The organism is Sphingobium sp. (assembly GCF_035511395.1).
Lineage (GTDB): Bacteria > Pseudomonadota > Alphaproteobacteria > Sphingomonadales > Sphingomonadaceae > Sphingobium.
The window spans coordinates 1-20,590 of record NZ_DATKFP010000187.1 but is presented as its reverse complement, the minus strand read 5'-3'; the positions used below and the strand labels follow the sequence as shown (position 1 = coordinate 20,590).

At 65.6% G+C, this 20,590-nt stretch carries 23 protein-coding genes; 7 read left to right on the top strand and 16 right to left on the bottom strand.

Annotated elements, in window-relative coordinates:
- The first annotated feature begins 131 nt into the window (after positions 1–131).
- Positions 132–1,742, top strand: coding sequence for an ATP-binding protein (locus VMR39_RS12715; protein WP_325416357.1), 1,611 nt, complete (start codon positions 132–134; stop codon positions 1,740–1,742).
- Between the two features lie 17 nt (positions 1,743–1,759).
- Here VMR39_RS12715 and VMR39_RS12710 read toward each other — a convergent pair whose 3' ends face one another.
- Both VMR39_RS12710 and VMR39_RS12705 read right to left on the bottom strand, forming a co-directional pair.
- A complete protein-coding gene (locus tag VMR39_RS12710) occupies positions 1,760–2,539 on the bottom strand; it encodes a TSUP family transporter (RefSeq protein WP_325416356.1) in 780 nt (259 codons plus the stop codon).
- A gap of 143 nt (positions 2,540–2,682) precedes the next feature.
- Positions 2,683–3,711, bottom strand: coding sequence for a polyprenyl synthetase family protein (locus VMR39_RS12705; RefSeq protein WP_325416355.1), 1,029 nt, complete (start codon positions 3,709–3,711; stop codon positions 2,683–2,685).
- A gap of 102 nt (positions 3,712–3,813) precedes the next feature.
- On the opposite strand from VMR39_RS12705, the gene VMR39_RS12700 reads away from it, so the two are divergent.
- Entirely contained in the window at positions 3,814–4,092 is a 279-nt protein-coding gene (locus VMR39_RS12700) for a chorismate mutase (protein ID WP_325416354.1), read from the top strand.
- A gap of 48 nt (positions 4,093–4,140) precedes the next feature.
- Here the strand turns inward: VMR39_RS12700 and VMR39_RS12695 are convergent, their stop codons facing one another.
- From VMR39_RS12695 to VMR39_RS12675, 5 genes are all read right to left on the bottom strand, one after another.
- A complete protein-coding gene (locus tag VMR39_RS12695; RefSeq protein WP_325416353.1) occupies positions 4,141–5,037 on the bottom strand; it encodes a DMT family transporter in 897 nt (298 codons plus the stop codon).
- 406 nt (positions 5,038–5,443) lie between these two features.
- Positions 5,444–5,617 (bottom strand): hypothetical protein, encoded by a 174-nt coding sequence (locus tag VMR39_RS12690; protein ID WP_325416352.1) that lies wholly within the window; start codon positions 5,615–5,617, stop codon positions 5,444–5,446.
- An 850-nt stretch (positions 5,618–6,467) separates the two neighbouring features.
- Positions 6,468–7,115, bottom strand: a complete 648-nt coding sequence (locus VMR39_RS12685) for a heme exporter protein CcmB (protein ID WP_325416351.1) — start codon at positions 7,113–7,115, stop codon at positions 6,468–6,470.
- A complete protein-coding gene (gene ccmA / locus VMR39_RS12680; protein WP_325416350.1) occupies positions 7,112–7,723 on the bottom strand; it encodes a heme ABC exporter ATP-binding protein CcmA in 612 nt (203 codons plus the stop codon). The genes VMR39_RS12685 and ccmA overlap by 4 nt, the downstream gene beginning before the upstream one ends.
- Positions 7,720–8,127: a metallopeptidase family protein gene (locus VMR39_RS12675; RefSeq protein ID WP_325416349.1), complete on the bottom strand. Its 408-nt coding sequence runs from the start codon at positions 8,125–8,127 to the stop codon at positions 7,720–7,722. Before VMR39_RS12675 ends, ccmA begins: the two co-directional genes overlap by 4 nt.
- 97 nt (positions 8,128–8,224) lie before the next feature.
- Here VMR39_RS12675 and VMR39_RS12670 point away from each other — a divergent pair, with 97 nt between their 5' ends.
- Entirely contained in the window at positions 8,225–8,515 is a 291-nt protein-coding gene (locus VMR39_RS12670) for a 4a-hydroxytetrahydrobiopterin dehydratase (RefSeq protein WP_325416348.1), read from the top strand.
- A gap of 3 nt (positions 8,516–8,518) precedes the next feature.
- Here VMR39_RS12670 and VMR39_RS12665 read toward each other — a convergent pair whose 3' ends face one another.
- The 3 genes from VMR39_RS12665 to VMR39_RS12655 all read right to left on the bottom strand — a co-directional run bounded on the left by VMR39_RS12665 (position 8,519) and on the right by VMR39_RS12655 (position 12,120).
- A complete protein-coding gene (locus VMR39_RS12665; protein ID WP_325416368.1) occupies positions 8,519–8,983 on the bottom strand; it encodes a hypothetical protein in 465 nt (154 codons plus the stop codon).
- A 29-nt stretch (positions 8,984–9,012) separates the two neighbouring features.
- A complete protein-coding gene (locus VMR39_RS12660) occupies positions 9,013–11,346 on the bottom strand; it encodes a patatin-like protein (RefSeq protein ID WP_325416347.1) in 2,334 nt (777 codons plus the stop codon).
- Between the two features lie 75 nt (positions 11,347–11,421).
- A complete protein-coding gene (locus VMR39_RS12655; protein WP_325416345.1) occupies positions 11,422–12,120 on the bottom strand; it encodes an endonuclease/exonuclease/phosphatase family protein in 699 nt (232 codons plus the stop codon).
- A gap of 88 nt (positions 12,121–12,208) precedes the next feature.
- On the opposite strand from VMR39_RS12655, the gene radA reads away from it, so the two are divergent.
- Entirely contained in the window at positions 12,209–13,576 is a 1,368-nt protein-coding gene (radA, locus tag VMR39_RS12650; protein WP_325416344.1) for a DNA repair protein RadA, read from the top strand.
- 11 nt (positions 13,577–13,587) lie between these two features.
- Positions 13,588–14,106: a CvpA family protein gene (locus VMR39_RS12645; RefSeq protein WP_325416343.1), complete on the top strand. Its 519-nt coding sequence runs from the start codon at positions 13,588–13,590 to the stop codon at positions 14,104–14,106.
- A 22-nt stretch (positions 14,107–14,128) separates the two neighbouring features.
- On the opposite strand, the gene VMR39_RS12640 is transcribed toward VMR39_RS12645, so the two are convergent.
- The 4 genes from VMR39_RS12640 to VMR39_RS12625 form a co-directional block, all read right to left on the bottom strand.
- A complete protein-coding gene (locus tag VMR39_RS12640; protein WP_325416366.1) occupies positions 14,129–15,025 on the bottom strand; it encodes an NAD-dependent epimerase/dehydratase family protein in 897 nt (298 codons plus the stop codon).
- Positions 15,026–15,047: 22 nt separating this feature from the next.
- Complete coding sequence (proB, locus tag VMR39_RS12635) at positions 15,048–16,178, bottom strand: glutamate 5-kinase (protein WP_325416342.1); 1,131 nt, start codon at positions 16,176–16,178, stop codon at positions 15,048–15,050.
- Between the two features lie 97 nt (positions 16,179–16,275).
- Entirely contained in the window at positions 16,276–17,373 is a 1,098-nt protein-coding gene (gene obgE, locus VMR39_RS12630; RefSeq protein WP_325416341.1) for a GTPase ObgE, read from the bottom strand.
- Between the two features lie 130 nt (positions 17,374–17,503).
- Positions 17,504–18,121 carry a TetR/AcrR family transcriptional regulator gene (locus VMR39_RS12625; protein WP_325416340.1) on the bottom strand — a complete coding sequence of 206 codons (618 nt, stop codon included), beginning with the start codon at positions 18,119–18,121 and terminating at the stop codon, positions 17,504–17,506.
- A 53-nt stretch (positions 18,122–18,174) separates the two neighbouring features.
- Between VMR39_RS12625 and VMR39_RS12620 the strand changes: the two genes are divergently transcribed.
- On the top strand, positions 18,175–19,023 hold the full coding sequence (locus VMR39_RS12620) for a metal-dependent hydrolase (RefSeq protein ID WP_325416339.1): 849 nt from the start codon (positions 18,175–18,177) through the stop codon (positions 19,021–19,023).
- Positions 19,024–19,054: 31 nt separating this feature from the next.
- Positions 19,055–19,579 (top strand): GNAT family N-acetyltransferase, encoded by a 525-nt coding sequence (locus VMR39_RS12615; protein WP_325416338.1) that lies wholly within the window; start codon positions 19,055–19,057, stop codon positions 19,577–19,579.
- 52 nt (positions 19,580–19,631) lie between these two features.
- Here the strand turns inward: VMR39_RS12615 and VMR39_RS12610 are convergent, their stop codons facing one another.
- Entirely contained in the window at positions 19,632–20,207 is a 576-nt protein-coding gene (locus tag VMR39_RS12610; RefSeq protein WP_325416337.1) for a GNAT family protein, read from the bottom strand.
- Between the two features lie 269 nt (positions 20,208–20,476).
- A partial coding sequence (locus VMR39_RS12605; protein ID WP_325416365.1) for a 50S ribosomal protein L27 occupies positions 20,477–20,590 on the bottom strand: 114 nt, incomplete at its 5' end.

The following is a 20,590-nucleotide window of genomic DNA, read 5'->3' as shown; positions in this document are numbered from 1 at the left end:
CGCGACAAACCGCAAGGCGCGTGAAAATTCGGCTTTGCAGGGAAATAGTTGCCGGCCTGCACGTTTCGCCTACAGAACAACTTGATCCATGTTGGGTTTTCGCGCTGCGGGGCGCGACGAAGGGGAAGATGATGGCGAGCGTGTCGGGGAATGCGGATCGATACCGCACCCTGTTCGAGACGATGGACGAAGGCTTTTGCATCATCGAGTTCTTCGATGGGCCGCACGGTCCATTGAGCGACTATATCCATGTCGAAGCGAACGCCGCCTATGAGCGCCATGCCGGCATCCCCAATGTCGTGGGACAGAAGCTGCGCGAAATGGTGCCGGACGAGGCGGACGGCTGGGTCGAACTCTATGGCAGCGTCCTCCACAGCGGCCAGCCGATCCGCTTCCAGCGCGAACTGGAGGCGACAGGCCATTTTCTCGAAGTCTCCTCCTTTCGCATCGGCCCGTTCGAAAACCGGCAGGTTGCCGTCCTCTTCAACGACATCACCGCCCGGATCGGAGCGGAAAAGGCGCAGCGCGCGCTGCATGAGACGCTTGAAGCGCGCATCCAGCAGGCGCTGGCCGAACGCGAGGAGGCCGAAGGCGCGCTGCGGCAGGCGCAGAAGATGGAGGCGGTAGGCCAACTGACCGGCGGCCTTGCCCATGATTTCAACAATCTGCTCGCGGGCATTTCGGGCGCGTTCGAGATGATCGGCGTGCGGCTGGCGCAGGGGCGCACGGCGGATGTGGAAAAATATCTGGCGGCCGGGCAGGGCGCCGCGCGCCGCGCCTCCGCCCTGACGCACCGGCTGCTCGCCTTCTCGCGCCGCCAGACGCTTTCGCCCAGGCCGACCGTGATCAACCGGCTGCTCGGCGATTTTTCCGAGTTGGTGCGCCGCACCGTAGGGCCTGGGATAGAGGTGCAGACGATCGCGGCCAGCGGCCTGTGGCCGGCGCTGGTCGACGCCAACCAGCTTGAAAATGCGCTGCTCAACCTCTGCATCAACGCGCGCGACGCCATGCCCGACGGCGGCAAGATCACGATCGAGACGGCCAATCGCTGGCTGGACGATCGCACCGCGCGCGACCATGGGCTGACGGCGGGGCAATATGTCACGGTCTGCACCAGCGATACCGGCACCGGCATCGACAAGGGGATCATCGACCGGGTGTTCGATCCCTTCTTCACCACCAAGCCGCTGGGGCAGGGCACGGGCCTCGGCCTCTCGATGGTCTATGGCTTCGCTCGCCAGAGCAATGGCCATATCCGCATCTATTCCGAAAGCGGGGAAGGGACGATGGTCTGCATCTACCTGCCCCGCCATCGCGGGGAGGAAAAGGAGGATGTGCCGCCGCCCGCCGATATGCCGATGGAGGCGGATGCGGGCGAAACCGTGCTGGTGATCGACGACGAACCGTCGGTCCGGATGCTGGTCTGCGACGCGCTAGGCGACCTGGGCTATCATTGTCTGGATGCAGGCGACGGCCCGGCTGGCCTGCGCATTCTGGAATCGAAAGCGCGGATCGACCTGCTGGTGACGGATGTGGGCCTGCCCGGCGGCCTCAACGGCCGTCAGGTCGCCGATGCCGCGCGCCTGCTGCGCCCGGACCTCAAAATCCTGTTCGTGACCGGCTATGCGGAAAATGCGGTGCTGAACCACGGCCATATCGCACATGGCATGGAAGTGCTGACCAAGCCCTTCGCCGTGGATGAACTGCGCCGCAGGGTGGCGACGCTGTTACAGGCGGAATGATGTGACGAAGGTTCGGATTAGCCGAACAGATAGATGTGGATCGGGTTCTTGGGGTCGAGCAGCATCTTGGCGGTCAGCGCCAGCGACATGACGATCAGTAGCGGCTTGATCAGGCGCGACCCGAAGCGCATCGCCAGATAGGAGCCGATCTGCCCGCCGGTGATGCTGCCCACCGCCATGGCGAGGCCCGCGATCCAGATGACATGGCCGCCCGCGATCATCGTCAGCAGGCCCGCGACATTGCTCGCCAGATTGGCCGCCTTGGTCTGCGCCGTCGCCCGCAGGATGGAAAGGCCGCCCAGCGCGAGGAAGATGGTGGTATAGAAAGCGCCCGCGCCCGGCCCGAAAAAACCGTCATAGAAGCCGACCACGCCGATCAGGCCGGACAGCGCCGCCATGCCGACCCGAGCATGGCGATCCGCGTCGCTCAGCTTGGGCGAGAAGGTGAAATAGGCCGCAAGCGCGATCAGCAGCGCGGGCATCAGCCCCGCCAGGATCGACGGATCGACCCGCTGCAACAGCCATGCCCCCGCCACCGACCCGGCAAAGGCCGCCAGCACCGGCCATTTATAGCTTTTAAGGTCCATATGCCCCCGCCGGGCATAGGCGACGCAGGCGCCGAACGTACCCAGGCTGCTCTGCAACTTGTTGGTCGCCACCGCCTGCACCGGCGGCACGCCGGCGGCCAGCAGCGCGGGCAGGGCGATAAGGCCCCCGCCGCCCGCCATCGCGTCGATGCACCCCGCCATAAGCGCGGCGGCCATGAGGAAAGCGATGTTTTCGGGGGTCAGGATCAAGCTATTTCCGTTCAGGCGCAGCGAAGTCGAAGCCTCCCACTGAACGAAGTGAAGTGACTTCGCCTGTGGCTCAGTCCAGCCCTTCGACTCCGCTCAGGGCGAACGGTCTTCGGTGTGGCAAACGAGCGAGGCCGCCCGTTCCCTCAATAAGCCCGCGCTATAGCGAACTCGACCGCTTCGGTAAGGGCCGCTTTGGCCTTGCCGGTATCGAACATGCCCAGCGCGTCGATCGCCCGCTGGCCATAATGGCGCGCGCGGGCCATCGTGTCGGCGATCGCGCCGGTCTTGCGCAGCAGGCCGGTGGCATGGGCCAGATCCTCGTCGCTGATCCGGTGGCCGGCGATCGCGGCTTTCCAGAATGCCTTGTCCTCGTCCGACCCGCGCGCATAGGCCAGGATCACCGGCAGCGTCACCTTGCCGTCGCGGAAATCATCGCCCGCATCCTTGCCCATGGTCGCGCCGTCCGATTCATAGTCCATTGCATCATCGATCAGCTGGAAGGCGATGCCAAGGTTGCGGCCATAGACGTCCAGCGCCTGTTCCTCGCCCTCGCTGCGGTCGGCGACCACGGCCGAAATGCGGCAGGCGGCGGCGAACAGGGCGGCGGTCTTCGCGCCGATGATGTCCAGATACTGTTCTTCGCTGGTGTCGATCTTGCGCTGGGCGGTCAGCTGGTTGACCTCGCCCTCGGCGATCACGGCCGACGCGTTGGACAGGATCTTGAGTACCTTGAGCGACTCGGCCTCGACCATCAGCTCGAAGGAGCGCGAGAAGAGGAAGTCGCCCACCAGCACGCTGGCGCTGTTGCCCCAGATGATGTTGGCGGTCTTGCGGCCCCGGCGCAGCCCCGACCCGTCGACGACATCGTCGTGCAGCAGGGTGGCGGTGTGGATGAACTCGACCGCGGCGGCCAGCTTGTAGTGGCGGCTGCCCGCATAGCCGACCAGATCGGCGCAGGCGAGCGTCAGCATCGGCCGCAGCCGCTTGCCGCCGCCGGCGATCAGATGGCCCGCCAGTTCGGGGATCAGCGGAATGCGCGACTGCATCCGGTCCACGATCACGGCATTGACCTGATTCATCCCGTCGGCGACCAGATGCAATATGGGAGTAAGCGACGGCTCCGCTTTCGCGCGACCGATCGGATGGACGTTGCCGGGGGCGGATGCTGTCATGACGCGTCCTCTGGCGGCGCAAAAAGCTAAAGGCAAGCGGGAATAGCTTGCGTGCGCGGCAGGATAGGGCAAAAAGCGCGCGATTTGAACCGGAGGCCCCAAGTGGATGAGACTTTGAAGCGCTATCGTGAAAGCATCGACAATATCGACGCGGCGCTCGTCTTCATGCTGGCCGAGCGGTTCAAGGTCACGCAGGCCGTCGGCGAGTATAAGGCGACTCACGATCTGCCGCCTGCCGATCCCGGCCGTGAAGAGCGTCAGATTGCCCGCCTGCGCCAGCTCGCGCTCGACGCCAATCTGGACCCGGACTTCACCGAGAAATTCCTGCGCTTCATCATCGACGAAGTGATCCGCCACCACGAACGGCTGCGCGAGGGCTGATTCCAACCTCCGTTCGCTTCGAGCGTGTCGAGAAGCGGGCGGCGCAATTCAGGCCGGCTCGACAACCTCTGTACCGGCCTTTTTACCCTGCGACCGGCCCAGCAGCACGCCGCCCAGCGCCAGCGCAAAGCCTGTCAGCTGTACCGGCCCCAGCCGCTCGCCGAACAGCAGCCAGGCCTCGACCGCGGCGAGCGGCGGCACCAGCAGCAACAGCATCGACATGCGTGTCGCGCCCTGATGCCGCACCAGCCAGACGAGCAGCGACAGCCCCGCCGCCGACAGCCCCAGCACCGACCAGCCAAGACCGATCCACAGGATCGGCGCGCCGTCCCAGCGATAATCCCCGACCAGCAGGGTGGCGGCGATCGCCACCAGCGCGCCGCCCGCATTCTGCACGGCGCCGGACACGGCGATGCCGTCGCCCGCGATCGCGCCGCGCTGGATCAGCGTGCCGCCCGCCATGCCCAGCACTGCGATCATGCCTGCGACCGCCGGCAAAATGCCGATCCCGCCCGCGCCGCTGCGTTCGAGTGCGGGCATCAGCACGCAGCCCACGCCCAGGATCGCGATCGCCAGCCCGCCCCAGGCGCGTCCCGGCAGGCGCTCCCCCAGCAAGGCGACGCTCGCCACCGCGACCATCAGCGGCTGGAGCGATCCCAGCAGCGACATGATCCCGGCCGGCATGCCGTTGTTCACCGCCCACCAGCTCAGCGTCAGGTAGAAGCCGTGCAGCATCGCCCCCGCCGTTAGATGCAGCGCCAGCCGCCGCCCATGGGGCCAGGCCTGTCGTGTATAGAGGGCAGCGGCGCTCAGCAGCAGCGTCGTCGCCGACAGCCGCAGTGCCAGGATCAGCTCCGGCGCGCCATGCGGCACCATCGCCCGCGCGACGATGAAGCCGGTGGACCAGATCAGGATGAAGAGGATGGGCGCGACGATACCGAACATGCCGCCGCCTTAGAGCGTTTTCGAAGCAGGTGGAAACGCAGTTCTGCGCAGCCAATCACCTGCTGACTCGGAAAATGCGGTAATCAAGACCCTGGAGCAGCCGAGCCGATGCAATCGGGTCGGAAACTGCTCCAGAGCATCGTGCGAAAAAGTGGGAACCGGTTTTAGCGACGCTGGCCTTCGGCTCCACACGAACGATGCGACAAGAAAAACTCAGAGCGCTCTCGCCGCGTCGGATTTACGCGGCGCGCTCTAAGAGCATGGGCAGGGCTATGTCGAGCCGGCGAAAGGGAGGAGCGGCCTCTGCCGCCCTCCCTGCCATTGCGGACCGTCAAAGCGGAATGTCTGCCTGTGCGGAGCGAAGGCCGCGCACTGCACTTTCGCCGTCACTGTCAGGCGCCCGATATCAGGCTGTCGCCGCAGTCCCGAACTGGAGCGGAGGATGGCGCGCCGGTCCGCCGAGTGCCATCATCGCGGCCTCGATCATCTGGCGATGCGCATCGCTGCCGCGTACGACATCGGGCCATGGTTGACCAGTCACCGAACCATGGCTGTCATGCCAGATCTTGCCGGCGACCATGTCCAGTTCTTCTTCGGTGGGCCTATGTTGTTCGGAAAGACAACGGATCAAAAGCTCATGGAAAAGCTTTCCGGAATTCATCTGAATTCGGTTCATTGGCATCCTCTCCCTGGCGCCGATGTTTCTCGGCTGCCGTAGCGGAAACTGCCTGATTCGCGTGCAGGCGTCAACGGCGCTGAAAATAAGAAAAAGGTCTATAGATCAGACTGATAAGTATAAATATTAAAGCATTTAATAAATGGGAGCGCTACAACTGCGAAAATACTTCTACATGTCCGTTCCATACAATCCGAATCGGGGCATTTGTCTAATCTGAAAGTGCGACCCGGAGGTTCTTTTGAGAAACTCCGACTTGGGCCGACCGGACAGGTCGGCCCAGTTTTTATGCGCAACACCAGCATCATCGGACAGGGGCATCACGCCACGGCGACGCATGATGTCCAACGGCGGCGCCGATGGTGTTGATCCGAAATTGGTGGTTAGGGGACATTCTTATATCCCACTTCCTTGAGAATCGGTCGGGGTCGCGTGCCTCTGGCCGAGGCTACGCAGACTTGGCGGCTTGCTGCCTGGTCGCAACTGGGCGAGGGGGCGACCTCACGAAAATCGGCTGAACTTGCGCCAATCCCCCTCATCCACTCTGCCTAACCGCTGCGCGGTAAGGCTTCGTATCCTTCTCCCTCCAAGGGAGAAGGAATGGCGATAACTGGCCGAACCAGCCCTCTGTCCTACATGCCGTCGCTATGCGATAACTGTGATCGCGCCTGCATCGGACATTCCGATAGGATCGGTCAGACGTAACAATATGTCAAAATCTGCGGGAAATATGCGAAGTTAAGCGGGCGAAATCCTATTCCCGGCCCGCCCGGATCGCTGCCCCGCCGGCGAAGGGGGTGATCGCCACCAGCAGGAGCGCCGCTGCGCCCAGGAATTTGAGCGCCGCGCCGCTGCCATCGCCCAGCGTCCCCGCTCCGAAGATCAGCAGCGGCACCGCCAGCGGCAGCGCCAGCAGCCCCGCCAGCGCGCCGCTCGACCGCAGCCCGGCGGTGAGCGTCGCCACCAACAGCCCCAGCGCCGCCAGCGCCGGCGTCCCGATCAGCAGTCCGATCTCCAGCCTGGCGATCGTCGCAGCCTCCAGCTTCAGCAGCGCGGCGGCGGGCAGGGTGGCGATCATCAATGGCGGGCCGAAGCCAAGCCAGTGCGCCACCAGCCGCGCCATCACCACCATTTCCTCGCCGATACCCCGCAAGGCGATCTGGTCCAGCACCCCCGCATCGCGGTCCGGCGCGACCAGCCGATCGACCGGCAGCAGGCTGGCGAGCAGCGCCGCGATCCAGATCATGCCGCCGCCGGTCCGCGCCAGCAGCGCCGCATCCGGCCCGACCGCGAAGGGATAGAGGCTGGCGACCAGCAGCAGGAAGGCGACCGGCAGCCACAACCCCGCCGAAGCCCAGGCCTGGCGCAGGTCGCGCGCAGCCAGCAGCCAGAGCATGGTCATGCCGGCTCCGCCTGATAATCGGCCCCGAAATCGGTGAGATCCAGCGTCACCGGAGCGGCGATCGGCAGCGGCTGGTGCGACGCGGCGACCACGATCCCGCCCGCCGCCAGATGATCCGCCACCACCTGACCCAACAGGTCGATCGACGCGACGTCCAGCCCGTTGCCCGGCTCGTCCAGCAGCCAGACGCCCGCGCCGCTCGCGATCACCCGCGCCAGCATCGCCCGCTTGCGCTGCCCGGTCGACAGCATCCGCACCGGCACCTGCGCCAGCGGCGTCAGCGCCATCGCCTCCAGCGCGGCGGCGACCGCCTGCGGCCCGGTCCGGTCCAGCCGCGCCCAGAACGCCAGCGCCCGCGCCAGCGGCAGGTCGGCATCCAGCGCCAGCCGCTCGTCGGTCAGGGCGATGCCGCCCGATCGCTCCACCGTTCCGGCAAAGGCCGGCAGCAGTCCGGCGCACACGCGCAGCAGGCTCGACTTGCCCACCCCGTTCGGCCCGGTCAGCAACGCGCCTCCGCCCGGCGCCAGCGTCAGGCCGACACCCCGAAACAGCATCCGTCCGCCGCGCAGGCAGGCAACATCGGTCAGGCGCAACGCCGCGCCGGTCATAGGGAGACCATGTCCTCCAGCACATGCATGTCGATGTCGGACAGGCCGAAATGATGGCCGATCTCATGCACCACCACATGGGTGATCAGCGCATCGAGCGGCACGCCGGTTTCGACCCATTCGTCCAGCAGCGGCCGACGGAACAGATGGACCGTCGGCGGCATGTCCCCGGTCTGTGCATCCTGTCCGACCGTCCGGCCGCTATAGAGGCCGGTCAGCTCGAACGGATCCTCCAGTTCCATTTCCTTCAATATCTCGGCGGAGGCGAAGTCCTCGACGAACAGCACGACATTGGCCAGATGTTCACTGAAGGGTTCTGGCAGGCGATTGAGCGCGGCGAGCGCAAGCGTCTCAATCTCTTCCGTGGTGGGAGCGAAGCGGGGCGATTGACCGTTGGACGACATGGCTGCCACATAAAGGCATATCGCGGGAAAGGGAACATTCGCCCGCCCGGAAATCGCGGCAGACGCGCCGCATCAGACGATGGGATAAGGACAGGACATGATTGCCAGATTGACCGAAGAGGAACGGGCGCTCGCGCTCGCCGATCTGCCCGAATGGACGCCGGTCGCTGAGCCGGAGGGGATCTCGCGCCGTTTCACCTTCGCCGACTTCAACGCCGCCTTCGGCTTCATGACCCGCGTCGCGATCCTGGCGGAAAAGGCCGACCATCATCCCGAATGGTCGAACGTCTACAACCGGGTCGATATCGTCCTCACCACCCATGACGCGGGCGGCCTGTCGCGGCGCGACATCGACCTCGCCCATGCGATCGACCGGTTGCTCGGGTAATGATCAGTAGCTTTGCGGCGTCTCGATCCGGTCCTCATAGCCCTTGAGGGCGGACAGGACCGACGGGTCGCCGGCATAGCGGCGGCGCAGCATGGCCAGCTTCGCGTCGGTGCCTTGGCACAGTTCGGCGATGCTTTCCTCGATATAGACGCGGCGTTCCGCGTCATAGGGTTCCTCGCCCCGGAAATGGTCGCAACCGTCACGGGCGACCATGAATTCGGTGACTTCGCGCGGGAAGGGCGCGGCGCTCGCCGCGACGTCGGACGGCGGCAGGTCGAGCGGGAAATAGGGGGCGGGCTGGGCTCGAACGGTGACGACCGGGCCCGGCTTCGGCGGAGTGACGGGCGGCGCGGGCGGCGGCGGCACGGCATTGTCGGGGGCGACGACGGCCAGAGGCGTCGGCACGCCATTGTCCGCCTGGGCGCTGTCATCCGACGCGCGGCAGCCGGCGACCAGCGCCAGCATCATAACCATCGGAACCAGCACCACCCGCTTGCTCAACCGATTTCCTCCCGCAAGCTGGCGATCAGATCCGCAACATGCGGCAACCGCGACTCTTCCTCGTCGAGGATCGCCAGAAACGCGGCCCGCCTATAGTCGGCGAGTATCGTGGGGGAAAGACGGCTTGCCGCAGGTGTTGCGGAATTCACGATATCCAGAAGCCGCTCGACGCCATGGAGCCGCCCCCAGAGATAGTCATTTTCGCGATAGACCCTGCTAAAGAATGCACCGAAATTATTGAATTCTATGCCTTTCAGTGTCGCCTCCGCGCCACCGCTGCGGATCGCAGTGCAGTCTTCGGGGGAGATGCGGTCGACCTTGACCGGATCATATTCATCCAGAGTGTCACCCTGGAGCAACGGTAATGTCGCGATATCGGTGAAGGGAAAGCCCAGATAGGCGAGCAGCATCGTCCGCCGCCCGGCTCTGGGCAGGCCGGCGAAGGCTTCCGCCAGCATGAGGTCGGCCGAATCATCCCGCGCCTTGAGGCCCCGCGCCCGCGCCACCGCCTCCAGTGCGGCGGCCGCATCGGTCGGCACCGCCCTGGCCGCGTCCACCACCTCCGGCCCGTGGAAGTCGCTTTCCTCGCATTCGGCATAAAGCGCCAGCGCGCCATAGATGGCGTCGTGCATTGCCTGCACCGCCGGATCGTCGGCGTCGGCCTCCAGTTCCAGCGTATCGGCCAGCCGCCGCGCCAGATAGCGCAGGCGGCGGATGCGGTAGGCGAGGTCATGCGCGCGGAAGAAAGCGACCGGCGCTGCCGCCGATCCATTACCCTCGCCCAGATGGTCGGCGCCCAGCTTGCGGATTTCCGCCCAGATCGCCTGCCGATAGGCTTCGCGCATCATCGCGCTGTCCTCGCCGGGCAGGCGGAAGAGCAAGGCACAGAGCGATTCGACGATGCCCGACAGCTTCAGGTGGCCATAGGCCGGATAGGCGAAGCCCGCCGCGCTCGCCGCCCGCTGCTGCGCCTTGGCCCGCCAGGCCGAGAGCCGCGCCGGGGTCGGTCGGTCGAGGAACAGCATCCGCCCGATCGCGCCCTCCACCTCCTCCTCTATGCCCGGTCGCAGCGCGTCGAGAATGCGCCGCATCCGCCGGATGCGCGCGGAATGACGGTCGATTGCTTCCAGATTGTCGCGGATCGGCTGCTCGCGCGGAATGTCGCTCAGCGCGCCGAAAATGGTGCGGAAGAAGCCGGGCAGGGGCGCTGCCTCGCCGGTCGGGGCATCCTCCTGCTCGCCCTCCTTGTTCAGCCGGATCGACCGGATGCCGGGCTTGGGGTCGATATAGACGAAGCGCCGGTCGACCTCGCGCCGCGACGGCCGGTTGCGCAGCGCGCCGATCGCCTGGGCGAAGGGGGCATTGGCCAGCACCGATCCGTCGATCAGCACGGCGTCCTCGGCTGTCCCGCGCGCGACATGGCGGGGCAGGGCGCGGGCCAGGAAGGCGTCGCGGGTCGGCCAGTTGCGATGCTTGCGTTCCAGCACCCGGTCCAGTTCGCGCACGGTGAAGGGGGGGAAGGCGCCGGGAAAGCTCGCCGTCGCCCGCGCGGCGAAGACCAGTTCGGCCGGGTCGGCGAACAGCCTCTCGCCCCGGCCCCGCGCGCGGAAACCTATGGAGAGCCGATGCTCCGTCTCGATCACCTGCGGCGGGCTGTTGAGGTTCAGGCTCTGGGGATGGCCCTCGAAATCGGTGACGGTGACGAACAGGTCGAGCGGATGACCATCGGGCAGCAATGGCGGGCCTTTTTCGGCGGCGGCCATCGCGTCGAAGGCGTCGATGAGCATGTTGGAGAAAATCTCTCCGCCAAAGGGCGGCTCGAACCAGCGCGACCGGATGAAGCGGGACAGCTTCATCCGCACCTCCTCGCGCGTGTCGGGGGCAACCGTGCGCTCCACCGCATCGCCCGGTCGCCGCGCCGCCATCCAGACCAGAGGCGTCGCCCAGAATTTGGTCAGGGCGCGAGCCGGGCGGGCATCGGGATCGAGCAGCCGGTCGACATCGGCATTGTCCAGCCACAGGTCGGTCAGCGGCTCCAGCGACTGGCCCGTCTCGATCGCCTGCGCCAGAAAGATGCCGTTGATCCCGCCTGCGCTCGCTCCAGCGATGATGTCCGGCATGATCCGCAGCCTGATGCCGCTCTGCGCCTCGATTGCTTCCAACATCTGGCGATAGACCGCCTCGCTCCCGGTGCCGGCAGGCGCATGGTCATGGAACGCCCGACTTGCCCGCGCCAGCCGCCACACTTCCTTGGTGATGCCGTGCATGTAGATCGCCAGGCTGATGCCGCCATAGCAGACCAGCGCCAGCCGCAGTTCCCGCTCCTTCATCCGCTAAGCGTCGCAGAGGGAAGGAGAAATGTCGAGGGGATGGATTGTCCCACACCCCACTCGCTCAGATTGCACTTACCCAACCGAAAATTCCGCCCAGATCGGCAGATGGTCCGACGCCCTGCGCGCGGCCGCGCTTTCATGCACGCCGCAATCCTTCAGCTTGAGCTTGCCGCAATGCATGATCCGGTCGAGCCGCGCGACCGGCCGCCGCGCATGGAAGCTTCGTCCGCACGGCGCGAAACTGTAATGACGGGCAAAGTCGGCGAGGCAGCCGCGCCCGGCGCTCCATTCGTTAAGGTCGCCCATCAGCACGGTCGGCATTTCCAATCCCTGCGCCGCTGCGTGGATCACTGCCGCCGCCTGCCGTCGCCTCCACAGGCCCGACAGGTCGAGATGCATGCCGAAAACCCGGACCGACGCCCCCTTGACCGCCACCTCTGCCATGGTCGCGCCGCGCGGTTCCAGATAGGGAAGGTGCAGCACGTCATGCGCGGCCACTTCGGCCTCCTTGCGTACCAGCAACGCGTTGCCATGCCACCCCATCGAATCGGTCTGCACATTCAGGGGCACCGCGCGATAGCCGCTTTGCTGGTCGAGCAGCAGGGGCGGGATTGCAGCGGAGCGTATGCCGAAGCGGCGATCTGCCTCCTGAAGCGCGACGATGTCGGCATCTACCTCCGTCAACACCTCCAGCACCCGTTCGGGAACCCGACGCCGGTCGGTACCGATGGCCTTACGGATATTGTAGCTCGCGACGCGGATCGTTCTCATGTCGTTTCAATGCGCCACGGCGCGGGATGTTTCCAGCGAGTGTATCGATGTTCTTGCAATGTTCACGCGCCCTCGGCATATCCGTGCCATGGCCAAGGCAAAACGCAAATTCGTCTGTCAGCAATGCGGCACCATATCCAGCCGATGGCAGGGCCAGTGCGAGGATTGCGGCGAATGGAACAGCATCGTCGAGGAAGCGGCGGAGACTGTCTTCTCGCAGCGCCATGACCTGCAAAATGGCGGACGCGCCATCACGCTGGTCGGCCTCGACAGCGAAGTCGAACTGCCGCCACGCACCAGCACCGGCATTGCGGAGTTCGATCGGGCGCTGGGCGGCGGCATCGTCCATGGCTCCGCGACCCTGATCGGCGGCGATCCGGGCATCGGCAAGTCGACTTTGCTGTTGCAGGCGGCGGCGCGCATCGCGTCGCGCGGGCTTTCGGTCGCCTATATCAGTGGCGAGGAAGCGGCCGATCAGGTCCGCCTGCGCGCCCAGCGTCTCGGCCTCGGCAACGCGCCGGTCCAGCTTGCCAGCGCCACATCCGTCCGAGATATCCTCACCACGTTGGGCGACGGGCCACCGCCCGCTTTGCTCATCATCGATTCGATCCAGACGATGCACAGCGACCTGATCGAGGGCGCGCCCGGCACCGTCAGCCAGGTCCGTGCCGCGTCGCAGGAACTCATCAAATTCGCCAAGCAGCGCGGCACCGCGCTGATCCTGGTCGGCCATGTGACCAAGGACGGCAGCATCGCCGGTCCGCGCGTGCTGGAACATATGGTCGATACCGTGCTCGCCTTCGAAGGGGAGCGCAGCCACCAGTATCGCATCCTGCGCGCGGTCAAGAACCGCTTCGGCGGCACCGACGAGATCGGCGTCTTCGCCATGGTCGCCGAAGGGCTGGAGGAAGTCGCCAACCCCTCCGCGCTCTTCCTTACCAACCGCGACGAGACGGTGACGGGTGCGACCGTCTTCCCGGCACTCGAAGGAACGCGGCCGGTGCTGGTCGAAATACAGGCATTGGTCGTGCGCCTGTCGAGCGGCGCGACGCCACGGCGCGCAGTCGTCGGCTGGGACAGTGGGCGGCTCGCCATGATCCTCGCCGTGCTGGAGGCGCGCTGCGGCCTCAGTTTCTCGACCTGCGAAGTCTATCTCAATGTCGCGGGCGGCTATCGCCTGACGGACCCGGCCGCCGACCTGGCCGTCGCGGCCGCGCTCATTTCCGCCATGTCGGAACGGCCGGTCCCGGTCGATGTCGTGCTGTTCGGCGAAATCGCGCTGTCGAGCGAGATCCGCCCCGTCTCCCATTCGCCGCTCCGCCTGCGCGAGGCCGCGAAGCTCGGCTTCAACAGAGCCTTCATCCCTGCGTCGGCTGCGGACGGGGTAAAAGGAATCGCCGTCAGCGGTTTTCGCACGCTGGCCCAACTGGTTGACCAGATGCTGGGACGCGGATAGCCACGCTGGCAATGAACGCCATCGATATCATCGTCCTCGCCGCCATCGGCGGCTGCGCCGTGCTGGGCCTCATGCGCGGCTTCGTGCTGGAAACGCTTTCGCTGATCGCCTGGGTGCTGGCGATCTTCGCCATTCGCCTGTTTCATGCCTCGGCCGCCGAATTACTGAGCGCCTTCGTCGGCAGCCCCAGCGGCGCGGCGGTGCTGGCGCTGATCCTCGTCTTCGGCGTGACCTTCGGTATCGGCAAGCTGATCGCCCACGCCATCGGCCGCCGCACCCGACAGTCGATCCTCGGCCCCGTCGACCGGGTGCTGGGCGCGGGCTTCGGCGCGGTGAAGGGACTGATCGGCGCGACTCTTATCTTCCTGGCCTTCAGCCTGGTCTACGACACGTTCTACGGCAGCGGCGCGCGTCGCCCCGACTGGTTGAGCGACGCGCGCACCTATCCGCTGCTCAACGCCAGCGGCCAGGCGATCAGCGAATTTCTGGCGGAGCAGCGTGCGAAGAAACCCGTGGCGGAGGATCAGTAGCGACTGTTGGGATGGGATGGCCCTACAGCCAGCCCTTTTCCCGATAGGCCTCTACGGTGGCTTTCAAGCCTTCCTCGGTCGACACCTGCGGCATCCACAGCCGCTTGGGCGGTTGCCTGCGCTGGGTGACGACCCAGTCGGGATGACAGAAATAATCGACCCGGTCGGGCGTCAGCTTGGCCCTGCGACCCCGCACCAACCGGTCCGTCCGTGCCGCAAGGCTCAGCAGCCATTCGGGCGTCGCCACCGCCTTCACGGTCCGTCCGACCGCCCGGCCGATCGCCGCGCCGAAATCCTTATGGTCCCAGCCGTCGGGGGTGCCGTCGTCCACTTCGAAGGTGCGGGTGAGGCTGATTTCCTTTTCCTGCGCCAAGGCCAGAAGCAGGCGCGCCAGATCGCCGACATGGATCACCGACAGGCGCCCACCCGGCGGCAACATCATGATGCCGCGCTTGGCCATGCGGAACAGTTCCAGCATCTCCCGGTCGCCCGGCCCGTAGATGGCCGGCGGTCGCACGATCGTCCAATCGAGGCCGCTCGCCTTCACATGGCGTTCGGCCAGTTCCTTCGACCAGCCATAATGAGAAAGTTGCGGCTCTCGCGCGGCGAGCGAGGATACATGGACCAGCCGCTTGATCCCGCGTCGGCGCATCGCATCGATCACCGCTACCGTGCCGCGCGCATTGCCCGCCTCGAACCCGTCGCGATCGGGCGCATTCACCACGCCGGCGATATGAACCACCGCGTCCGCATCCCGCACCAGCGTATCGAGCGCGGCCGCATCCTCCAGCGATCCCGGCACCCATTTCAGCTTCGCGCGCGGCGGTTGCGCCCTGCGGGTCAGCGCATTGACGCGCAGCCCTTCGCCCAGCGTCTGCTCCAGCATCTCGGCGCCGACAAAGCCCGTCGCGCCCGTCATGGCAATTCTGAACGGCGTCATCTCACACCATCGCCATATGATCGCGATGGACCAGCACCGATCGCGGCATCTCGCCCAACAGCATGGCGATATCCTCGCTGCGACGCCCGGCGATCTTCATCGCTGCCACGCTGTCATATTCGATCAGGCCGCGCGCGATCACCCGGCCGTCCTGCGCCACGATGTCGACCACGTCGCCGCGATCGAACACGCCTTCGACGCTCGCCACGCCGGCGGGGAGCAGGCTGTTGCCCTTGCCCAGCGCCTTTTCCGCGCCCGCATCCACGATCAGCCGCCCGCGTGTCGTCAGTCGTCCGGCGAGCCAGCCCTTGCGTGCGCCTTTCCCTTGCGCCGCCAGGAAGATCGAGCCGCGACCGCCATTCGCCCAATGCGACAGCGGTGCGTCGACCTTGCCGGAAATGATCGCCAGATGCGCACCCGCGCCGGTTGCGATACGCGCCGCCTGGATTTTCGACACCATGCCACCCGAACCCATGCCCGACGCCGAACCGCCATCGGCCATCGCCGCGATCCGCGCGTCGATCGTCTCGATTGTCTCTATCAGCATGGCGCTGGCATCGACGTGCGGGTTGGCGGTGTAAAGCCCGTCGACATCGGAAAGCAGCGCAACCGCGTCAGCCCGTGCCGCCTGTCCGATGCGCGCCGCAAGGCGGTCATTATCGCCGAAACGGATCTCGGTCGTGGCCACGCTGTCATTTTCGTTGATGACCGGCACGACGTCCAGCGCCACCAGCCGCTCCAGCGTCGCCGATGCGTTGAGGTAGCGCCGCCTGTTCTCCAGATCGTCCAGCGTCACCAGCATCTGCGCGGCGGTGATGCCCTTTTCGGCGAGCAGGCTGGCCCAGCATTGCGACAGGGCGATCTGCCCGGTGGCTGCCGCCGCCTGCGCATCCTCAAGGCTGCCGCGCCCGCCCTTGGGCAACTTCAGCCGCCGCGCGCCCAGCGCGATCGCGCCCGACGACACGATGATGACCTGCTGCCCGGCGGCCTTGCGCGTCGCGACGTCGGCCACCAGCGTGCGCAGCCAGTCGACACGCACCTGCCCCTCCGCATCGACCAGCAGCGCGGACCCGATCTTGATGACCAGGCGACGGACGAGGGCAGGGGGGAAACCGGAGAGGGGGATGGTCACTGGAAGAAACATCCGTTCGCTTCGAGCGAAGTCGAGAAGCGTGGCGCAAAACGGTTCTCGACTTCGCTCGAACCGAACGGGTTTAGGCTAGTCGCCGTCAAATCGGCGACCAGGTGGCTTCGCCTTCGTCGCCACCTTCATCCTCTTCATCTTCCACGTCCTGATCCAGCATGGGCAGCACGGCATCCATCAGCGCGCCCACGCCTTCGCCGGTTGCGCCGGAGATGATGAACACATGCTCCACGCCCGCTTCCTCGCGGAGCTGCGCGGCGATGTCCTCCATCAGTTCCTGTCCCAGCAGGTCGCCCTTGTTGAGCGCCACGATCTGCGGCTTTTCGTCCAGGCCGCCGCCATAGGCTGCCAGTTCGTCGGTCACGATGCGGAAGGCGTCGATCGGATCGTCGCCCGTCGCGTCAATGAGGTGCAGCAGCACGCGGCAGCGCTCGATATGGCCCAGGAAGCGGTCGCCGATGCCCGCGCCTTCGGCCGCGCCCTCGATCAGGCCCGGAATGTCGGCCAGCACGAATTCGCGATCGCGGTGCAGGACCACGCCCAACTGCGGCTTGGTGGTCGTGAACGCATAGGCACCGACCTTCGCCTTGGTATTGGTCACCTGATTGATCAGCGTCGACTTGCCCGCATTGGGCATGCCGACCAGGCCCACATCGGCCAGTAGCTTCAGCCGCAGCCACACCCACATTTCCTGACCCGGCCAGCCCGTGCCATGCTGCCGCGGGGCGCGGTTGGTGCTCGTCTTGTAGGACAGGTTGCCGCGGCCGCCGTCGCCGCCGCGCAGGAAGGTGACGCGCTGACCGACCTCGGTGAAGTCGGCCAGAATCTCCTGATCCTCATAGTCGGGATAGCCGTCCTCATCCTCGGTGTTCTCGATGGCCTGGGGATCGGACAAGATCTGGGTGCCGACCGGCACCTTCACGACCAGGTCGTTGCCGCCCGCACCATAGCGGTTCTTGCCCATGCCGGGCTGGCCGCGCTGCGCCTTGAAATGCTGGGTGTAGCGGAAGTCGATCAGCGTGTTGAGACCGGCCACGGCCTCGAAGATGATATCGCCGCCCTTGCCGCCATTGCCGCCGTCAGGGCCGCCATATTCGACATATTTTTCACGGCGGAAACTGACCGCGCCGGGGCCACCCCAGCCGGATTTGATATAGATTTTGGCTTGATCGAGAAAATGCATGGCGCGCCCATAGAGCATTCTGGAGGCGGCTGGAACAGACGCCGGCTCGCTGAATGCGGAAAACAAGAAACAGTGGGACGATGCAGGATCGTCCATCCTGCCCGCGCCCATAGCGCCATCGGCGGCAAAATTAAACCTTGGCTTGCGCTGCGATCGTCGCGACTTCCTGCATCAGGGCAAAGGTCAGACTTCTGGTGGCAATTTCGCGCGCTTTTTCACGCTGCAGGCCCAGCGCCCCGGCCATGGATCCGCCTAGTTGCGAATCACCCAGCGCCAGCAGCACGAGCATCAACGTATTGTCGCGGATCAATTCAGCCATGTTCGGGTTGATCGCGCTCGCCGCGAGCTTGTCGACCAGCCGGTGGATCGCGTCCACTACCGGATCGAGCGCATCCTCATTGCCCGACGCCAGCATCCAACTGGCGAGCGCGCCTGCGCCTTCCCGGTCGAATGCGTCGAACGTCATGTCGACAATGATCCGGGGCGCCAGCTCGCCACGCCGCGCCGCGTCCACCGCCTCGCCGATCTTGGCAGTGATCGTGTCGGCCAGATGGCCTGCCAGCGCCTTCTGCAATCCGGCCGCCGATCCGAAATGATGAAGGAGGTTCGCATGCGTCCGCCCGATCCGTCCTGCCACAGCCTTCAATGTCACCGCCTGCGGCCCGGCCTCGATCAGCAGGTCGCGCGCAGCCTCCACGGCGACAAGGCGGCTTTCGTCCGGGCTGAGGCGGGCGCGTTTTATTGACATGGGTGTCAGTTACTCATATTTACATCAATGTAAGTAAGTTGCGGAGGCGTCCAATGACCCCGACCGATCTCACCATCCTGCCGCGCGACCGCCGTTTCGGTCGGGATCGCGCCGCACCAAGACATTGGCTGAACGGCGATCCGATCGCCACGGCTTTCTTCAACGCCCTGTCGATCACCTTCCCACGCGGCGAAGCCTATTTCATCGAAAGCGTCCGCGCCTTTCGCGACGGCGTGCCCGATCGACTGGCGCAGGAGATCGCGGCGTTCATCAGGCAGGAGGTCGTCCATAGCCGTGAGCATCTCGCTTTCAATCGGCAAGTCACTGAGCATGGCTATGACGTGTCGCGCCTCGACGCCGACGTGACAATGGTGCTGGACATGGCGAAGCGCCGTCCGCCGATAGCCAGCCTCGCCGCTACCATGGCGCTGGAACATTTTACGGCGATTCTCGCCCATGAGCTGCTGAGCGACCCGCGCCACCTGGAGGGGGCTGATCCGGAGGTCGCCGCGCTCTGGCGCTGGCATGCGGTGGAAGAGATCGAGCATAAGGGCGTCGCCCATGACACATGGATGCACGCCACGCGGGACTGGTCGCGGTTCAAGCGCTGGTGGGTCAAGTCCGTGATGATGCTGGTCGTGACCAAGAATTTCCTCCACCACCGCGCCCGCGGCATGATGGAGTTGCTGCGGCAGGACGGTGTCACGGGGCGGCGCGCCTGGGGTGGGTTGTTGATCTATGCGATGGTGCGGCCGGGCGTGTTGCGCCGTGTCGTTCGGCCCTGGTTCGCCTATTTTCTTCCCGGCTTTCATCCGTGGAAGGTCGATGACCGGGCGCTTATCGCGTTGGCCGACACGCCCTATGTCGATGCGCGGATGGATGCTGGCCTGACGACCGCTTGACCGAAAGGGCGCACGGGTTTCTTATCCCTGCATGACCCAAGCGCCGATATTGGAAACCATTCGCCTGATCCTCCGCCCGCATCGTGTGGAGGATTATGTCGCCTGCCGGAAATTGTGGGGCGATGCCGATGTCGTGCGCCATATCGGTGGCTTGCCGCAGGACGCGCAGGCGGTGTGGTTCCGGTTGCTGCGTTATGGCGGCATGTGGCCGATGCTGGGCTATGGCATGTGGGTGATCGAGGAGCGCGATAGCGGCGCCTTCCTCGGCGAAGCGGGGCTGCTCAGTGCCGAGCGCGGCCTGCCCGAACTGGAGGGCGTGCCCGAAGCAGGCTGGGTACTCGGTCCAGAGGCGTGGGGCAGGGGAATCGCCACCGAAGCGATGCATGCGGTGCTGGAATGGGCCGACGCCAATCTCGACGCGCCGTCGCTCCGCTGCATCATCGACCCGGACAATCTGGCATCGATCAAGGTGGCAGAGAAGCTGGGCTTCGCGCCGCTCATCGATACGCAATTGGGTGGCAAGCCGACGCGGGTGTTCGACCGCCCCAAACCGTGACGATCAGACTGCCATCCACCCCGTGCGAGCGAGGAGGATGGCCTTCAGGGTTTCAGGCCGCCATTGCCGGCATGGCATCCCCGTAGAGATCCATCGCCGGGTCGGCGTTCATTCGGCCATCCTCGCCTTCCTCGAACAGCAGGCAATCGACCATGGCGTCGCGGCCCAAGCTGTAGCGCTTTTCGATTCGCCCGGTAAAGCGGAAGCCCAGCTTGCGCAGGACATTCCCCGACGCCGGGTTGTCGGCGAAGTGACAGGCGCGAATATCACCGACGCCGTTGGCCCGCGCCATGCTCAGCACCGCGCACGCGGCTTCGGTCGCAAAGCCGAGCCCCCAATAGGCACGGGCAATCCAGTAGCCGAGTTCAGGCGTGCCTTGATCGTCCAGATGGATGCCGCAGCCGCCCACAAGGCGCGGCGCGCCCTGGGTGCGGGTGAAGGCCAGAAGGCGGGGCAGGCGGGGATGCTGGTTAAGCGCCAGAAAGCCTTCGGCATCGTCCAGCCCATAGGGAGTGGGAACGCGTGACAGGCTGCGGGCGATCACAGGATCGTTGATGGTCTGCGCCAGCGCCAGCGCGTCTTCCATCCAACCGGGACGCAGCAGCAGGCGGGGGGTACGGGCGAACATTCTCGTCTCCTCTTGTGCGCGCCCCTAGCCGCCTTTCGTGACGGCTTCGCGACGCTGTTCTCTGGCTGGATGGCCCGCCCGCATGACGCGCGAGAAGCCGTTCAGTTCCAAAGGCTTGAGGGATTTTGAGGGGATATTCGCCGAACAGAAAAAGGGCGCCCCTCACATGGAAGGAGCGCCCCTTGTTCCCTCGGACCGGGTGTCAGGCCAACGGCCCGATGCCCATGAGGATCGCCCCTATCGGAGGACGACCCTTCATTGATCGTCCGTTATTCTGCGGCTTCGGCCAGGCCATCTACCGAGACGTACTTGCGGCCGAGCTTGCCGGTGTGGAATACCACCTTGCCTTCGCCAAGCGCGAAGAGGGTGTGATCCTTGCCCAT

Excerpts from the sequence above, each read along its gene's own strand:
- VMR39_RS12705 (WP_325416355.1), bottom strand. The coding sequence starts at position 3,711 with ATGACAGCATCCGCCCCCGGCAACGTCCATCCGATCGGTCGCGCGAAA.
- VMR39_RS12625 (WP_325416340.1), bottom strand. The coding sequence starts at position 18,121 with ATGTCAATAAAACGCGCCCGCCTCAGCCCGGACGAAAGCCGCCTTGTC.
- VMR39_RS12620 (WP_325416339.1), top strand. The coding sequence starts at position 18,175 with ATGACCCCGACCGATCTCACCATCCTGCCGCGCGACCGCCGTTTCGGT.
- VMR39_RS12670 (WP_325416348.1), top strand. The coding sequence starts at position 8,225 with ATGATTGCCAGATTGACCGAAGAGGAACGGGCGCTCGCGCTCGCCGAT.
- radA (WP_325416344.1), top strand. The coding sequence starts at position 12,209 with ATGGCCAAGGCAAAACGCAAATTCGTCTGTCAGCAATGCGGCACCATA.
- VMR39_RS12610 (WP_325416337.1), bottom strand. The coding sequence starts at position 20,207 with ATGTTCGCCCGTACCCCCCGCCTGCTGCTGCGTCCCGGTTGGATGGAA.
- VMR39_RS12665 (WP_325416368.1), bottom strand. The coding sequence starts at position 8,983 with ATGATGCTGGCGCTGGTCGCCGGCTGCCGCGCGTCGGATGACAGCGCC.
- VMR39_RS12675 (WP_325416349.1), bottom strand. The coding sequence starts at position 8,127 with ATGTCGTCCAACGGTCAATCGCCCCGCTTCGCTCCCACCACGGAAGAG.
- VMR39_RS12685 (WP_325416351.1), bottom strand. The coding sequence starts at position 7,115 with ATGACCATGCTCTGGCTGCTGGCTGCGCGCGACCTGCGCCAGGCCTGG.
- VMR39_RS12615 (WP_325416338.1), top strand. The coding sequence starts at position 19,055 with ATGACCCAAGCGCCGATATTGGAAACCATTCGCCTGATCCTCCGCCCG.
- VMR39_RS12690 (WP_325416352.1), bottom strand. The coding sequence starts at position 5,617 with ATGGTCGCCGGCAAGATCTGGCATGACAGCCATGGTTCGGTGACTGGT.
- ccmA (WP_325416350.1), bottom strand. The coding sequence starts at position 7,723 with ATGACCGGCGCGGCGTTGCGCCTGACCGATGTTGCCTGCCTGCGCGGC.
- VMR39_RS12695 (WP_325416353.1), bottom strand. The coding sequence starts at position 5,037 with ATGTTCGGTATCGTCGCGCCCATCCTCTTCATCCTGATCTGGTCCACC.
- VMR39_RS12715 (WP_325416357.1), top strand. The coding sequence starts at position 132 with ATGGCGAGCGTGTCGGGGAATGCGGATCGATACCGCACCCTGTTCGAG.
- VMR39_RS12660 (WP_325416347.1), bottom strand. The coding sequence starts at position 11,346 with ATGAAGGAGCGGGAACTGCGGCTGGCGCTGGTCTGCTATGGCGGCATC.
- obgE (WP_325416341.1), bottom strand. The coding sequence starts at position 17,373 with ATGCATTTTCTCGATCAAGCCAAAATCTATATCAAATCCGGCTGGGGT.
- VMR39_RS12655 (WP_325416345.1), bottom strand. The coding sequence starts at position 12,120 with ATGAGAACGATCCGCGTCGCGAGCTACAATATCCGTAAGGCCATCGGT.
- VMR39_RS12640 (WP_325416366.1), bottom strand. The coding sequence starts at position 15,025 with ATGACGGGCGCGACGGGCTTTGTCGGCGCCGAGATGCTGGAGCAGACG.
- VMR39_RS12645 (WP_325416343.1), top strand. The coding sequence starts at position 13,588 with ATGAACGCCATCGATATCATCGTCCTCGCCGCCATCGGCGGCTGCGCC.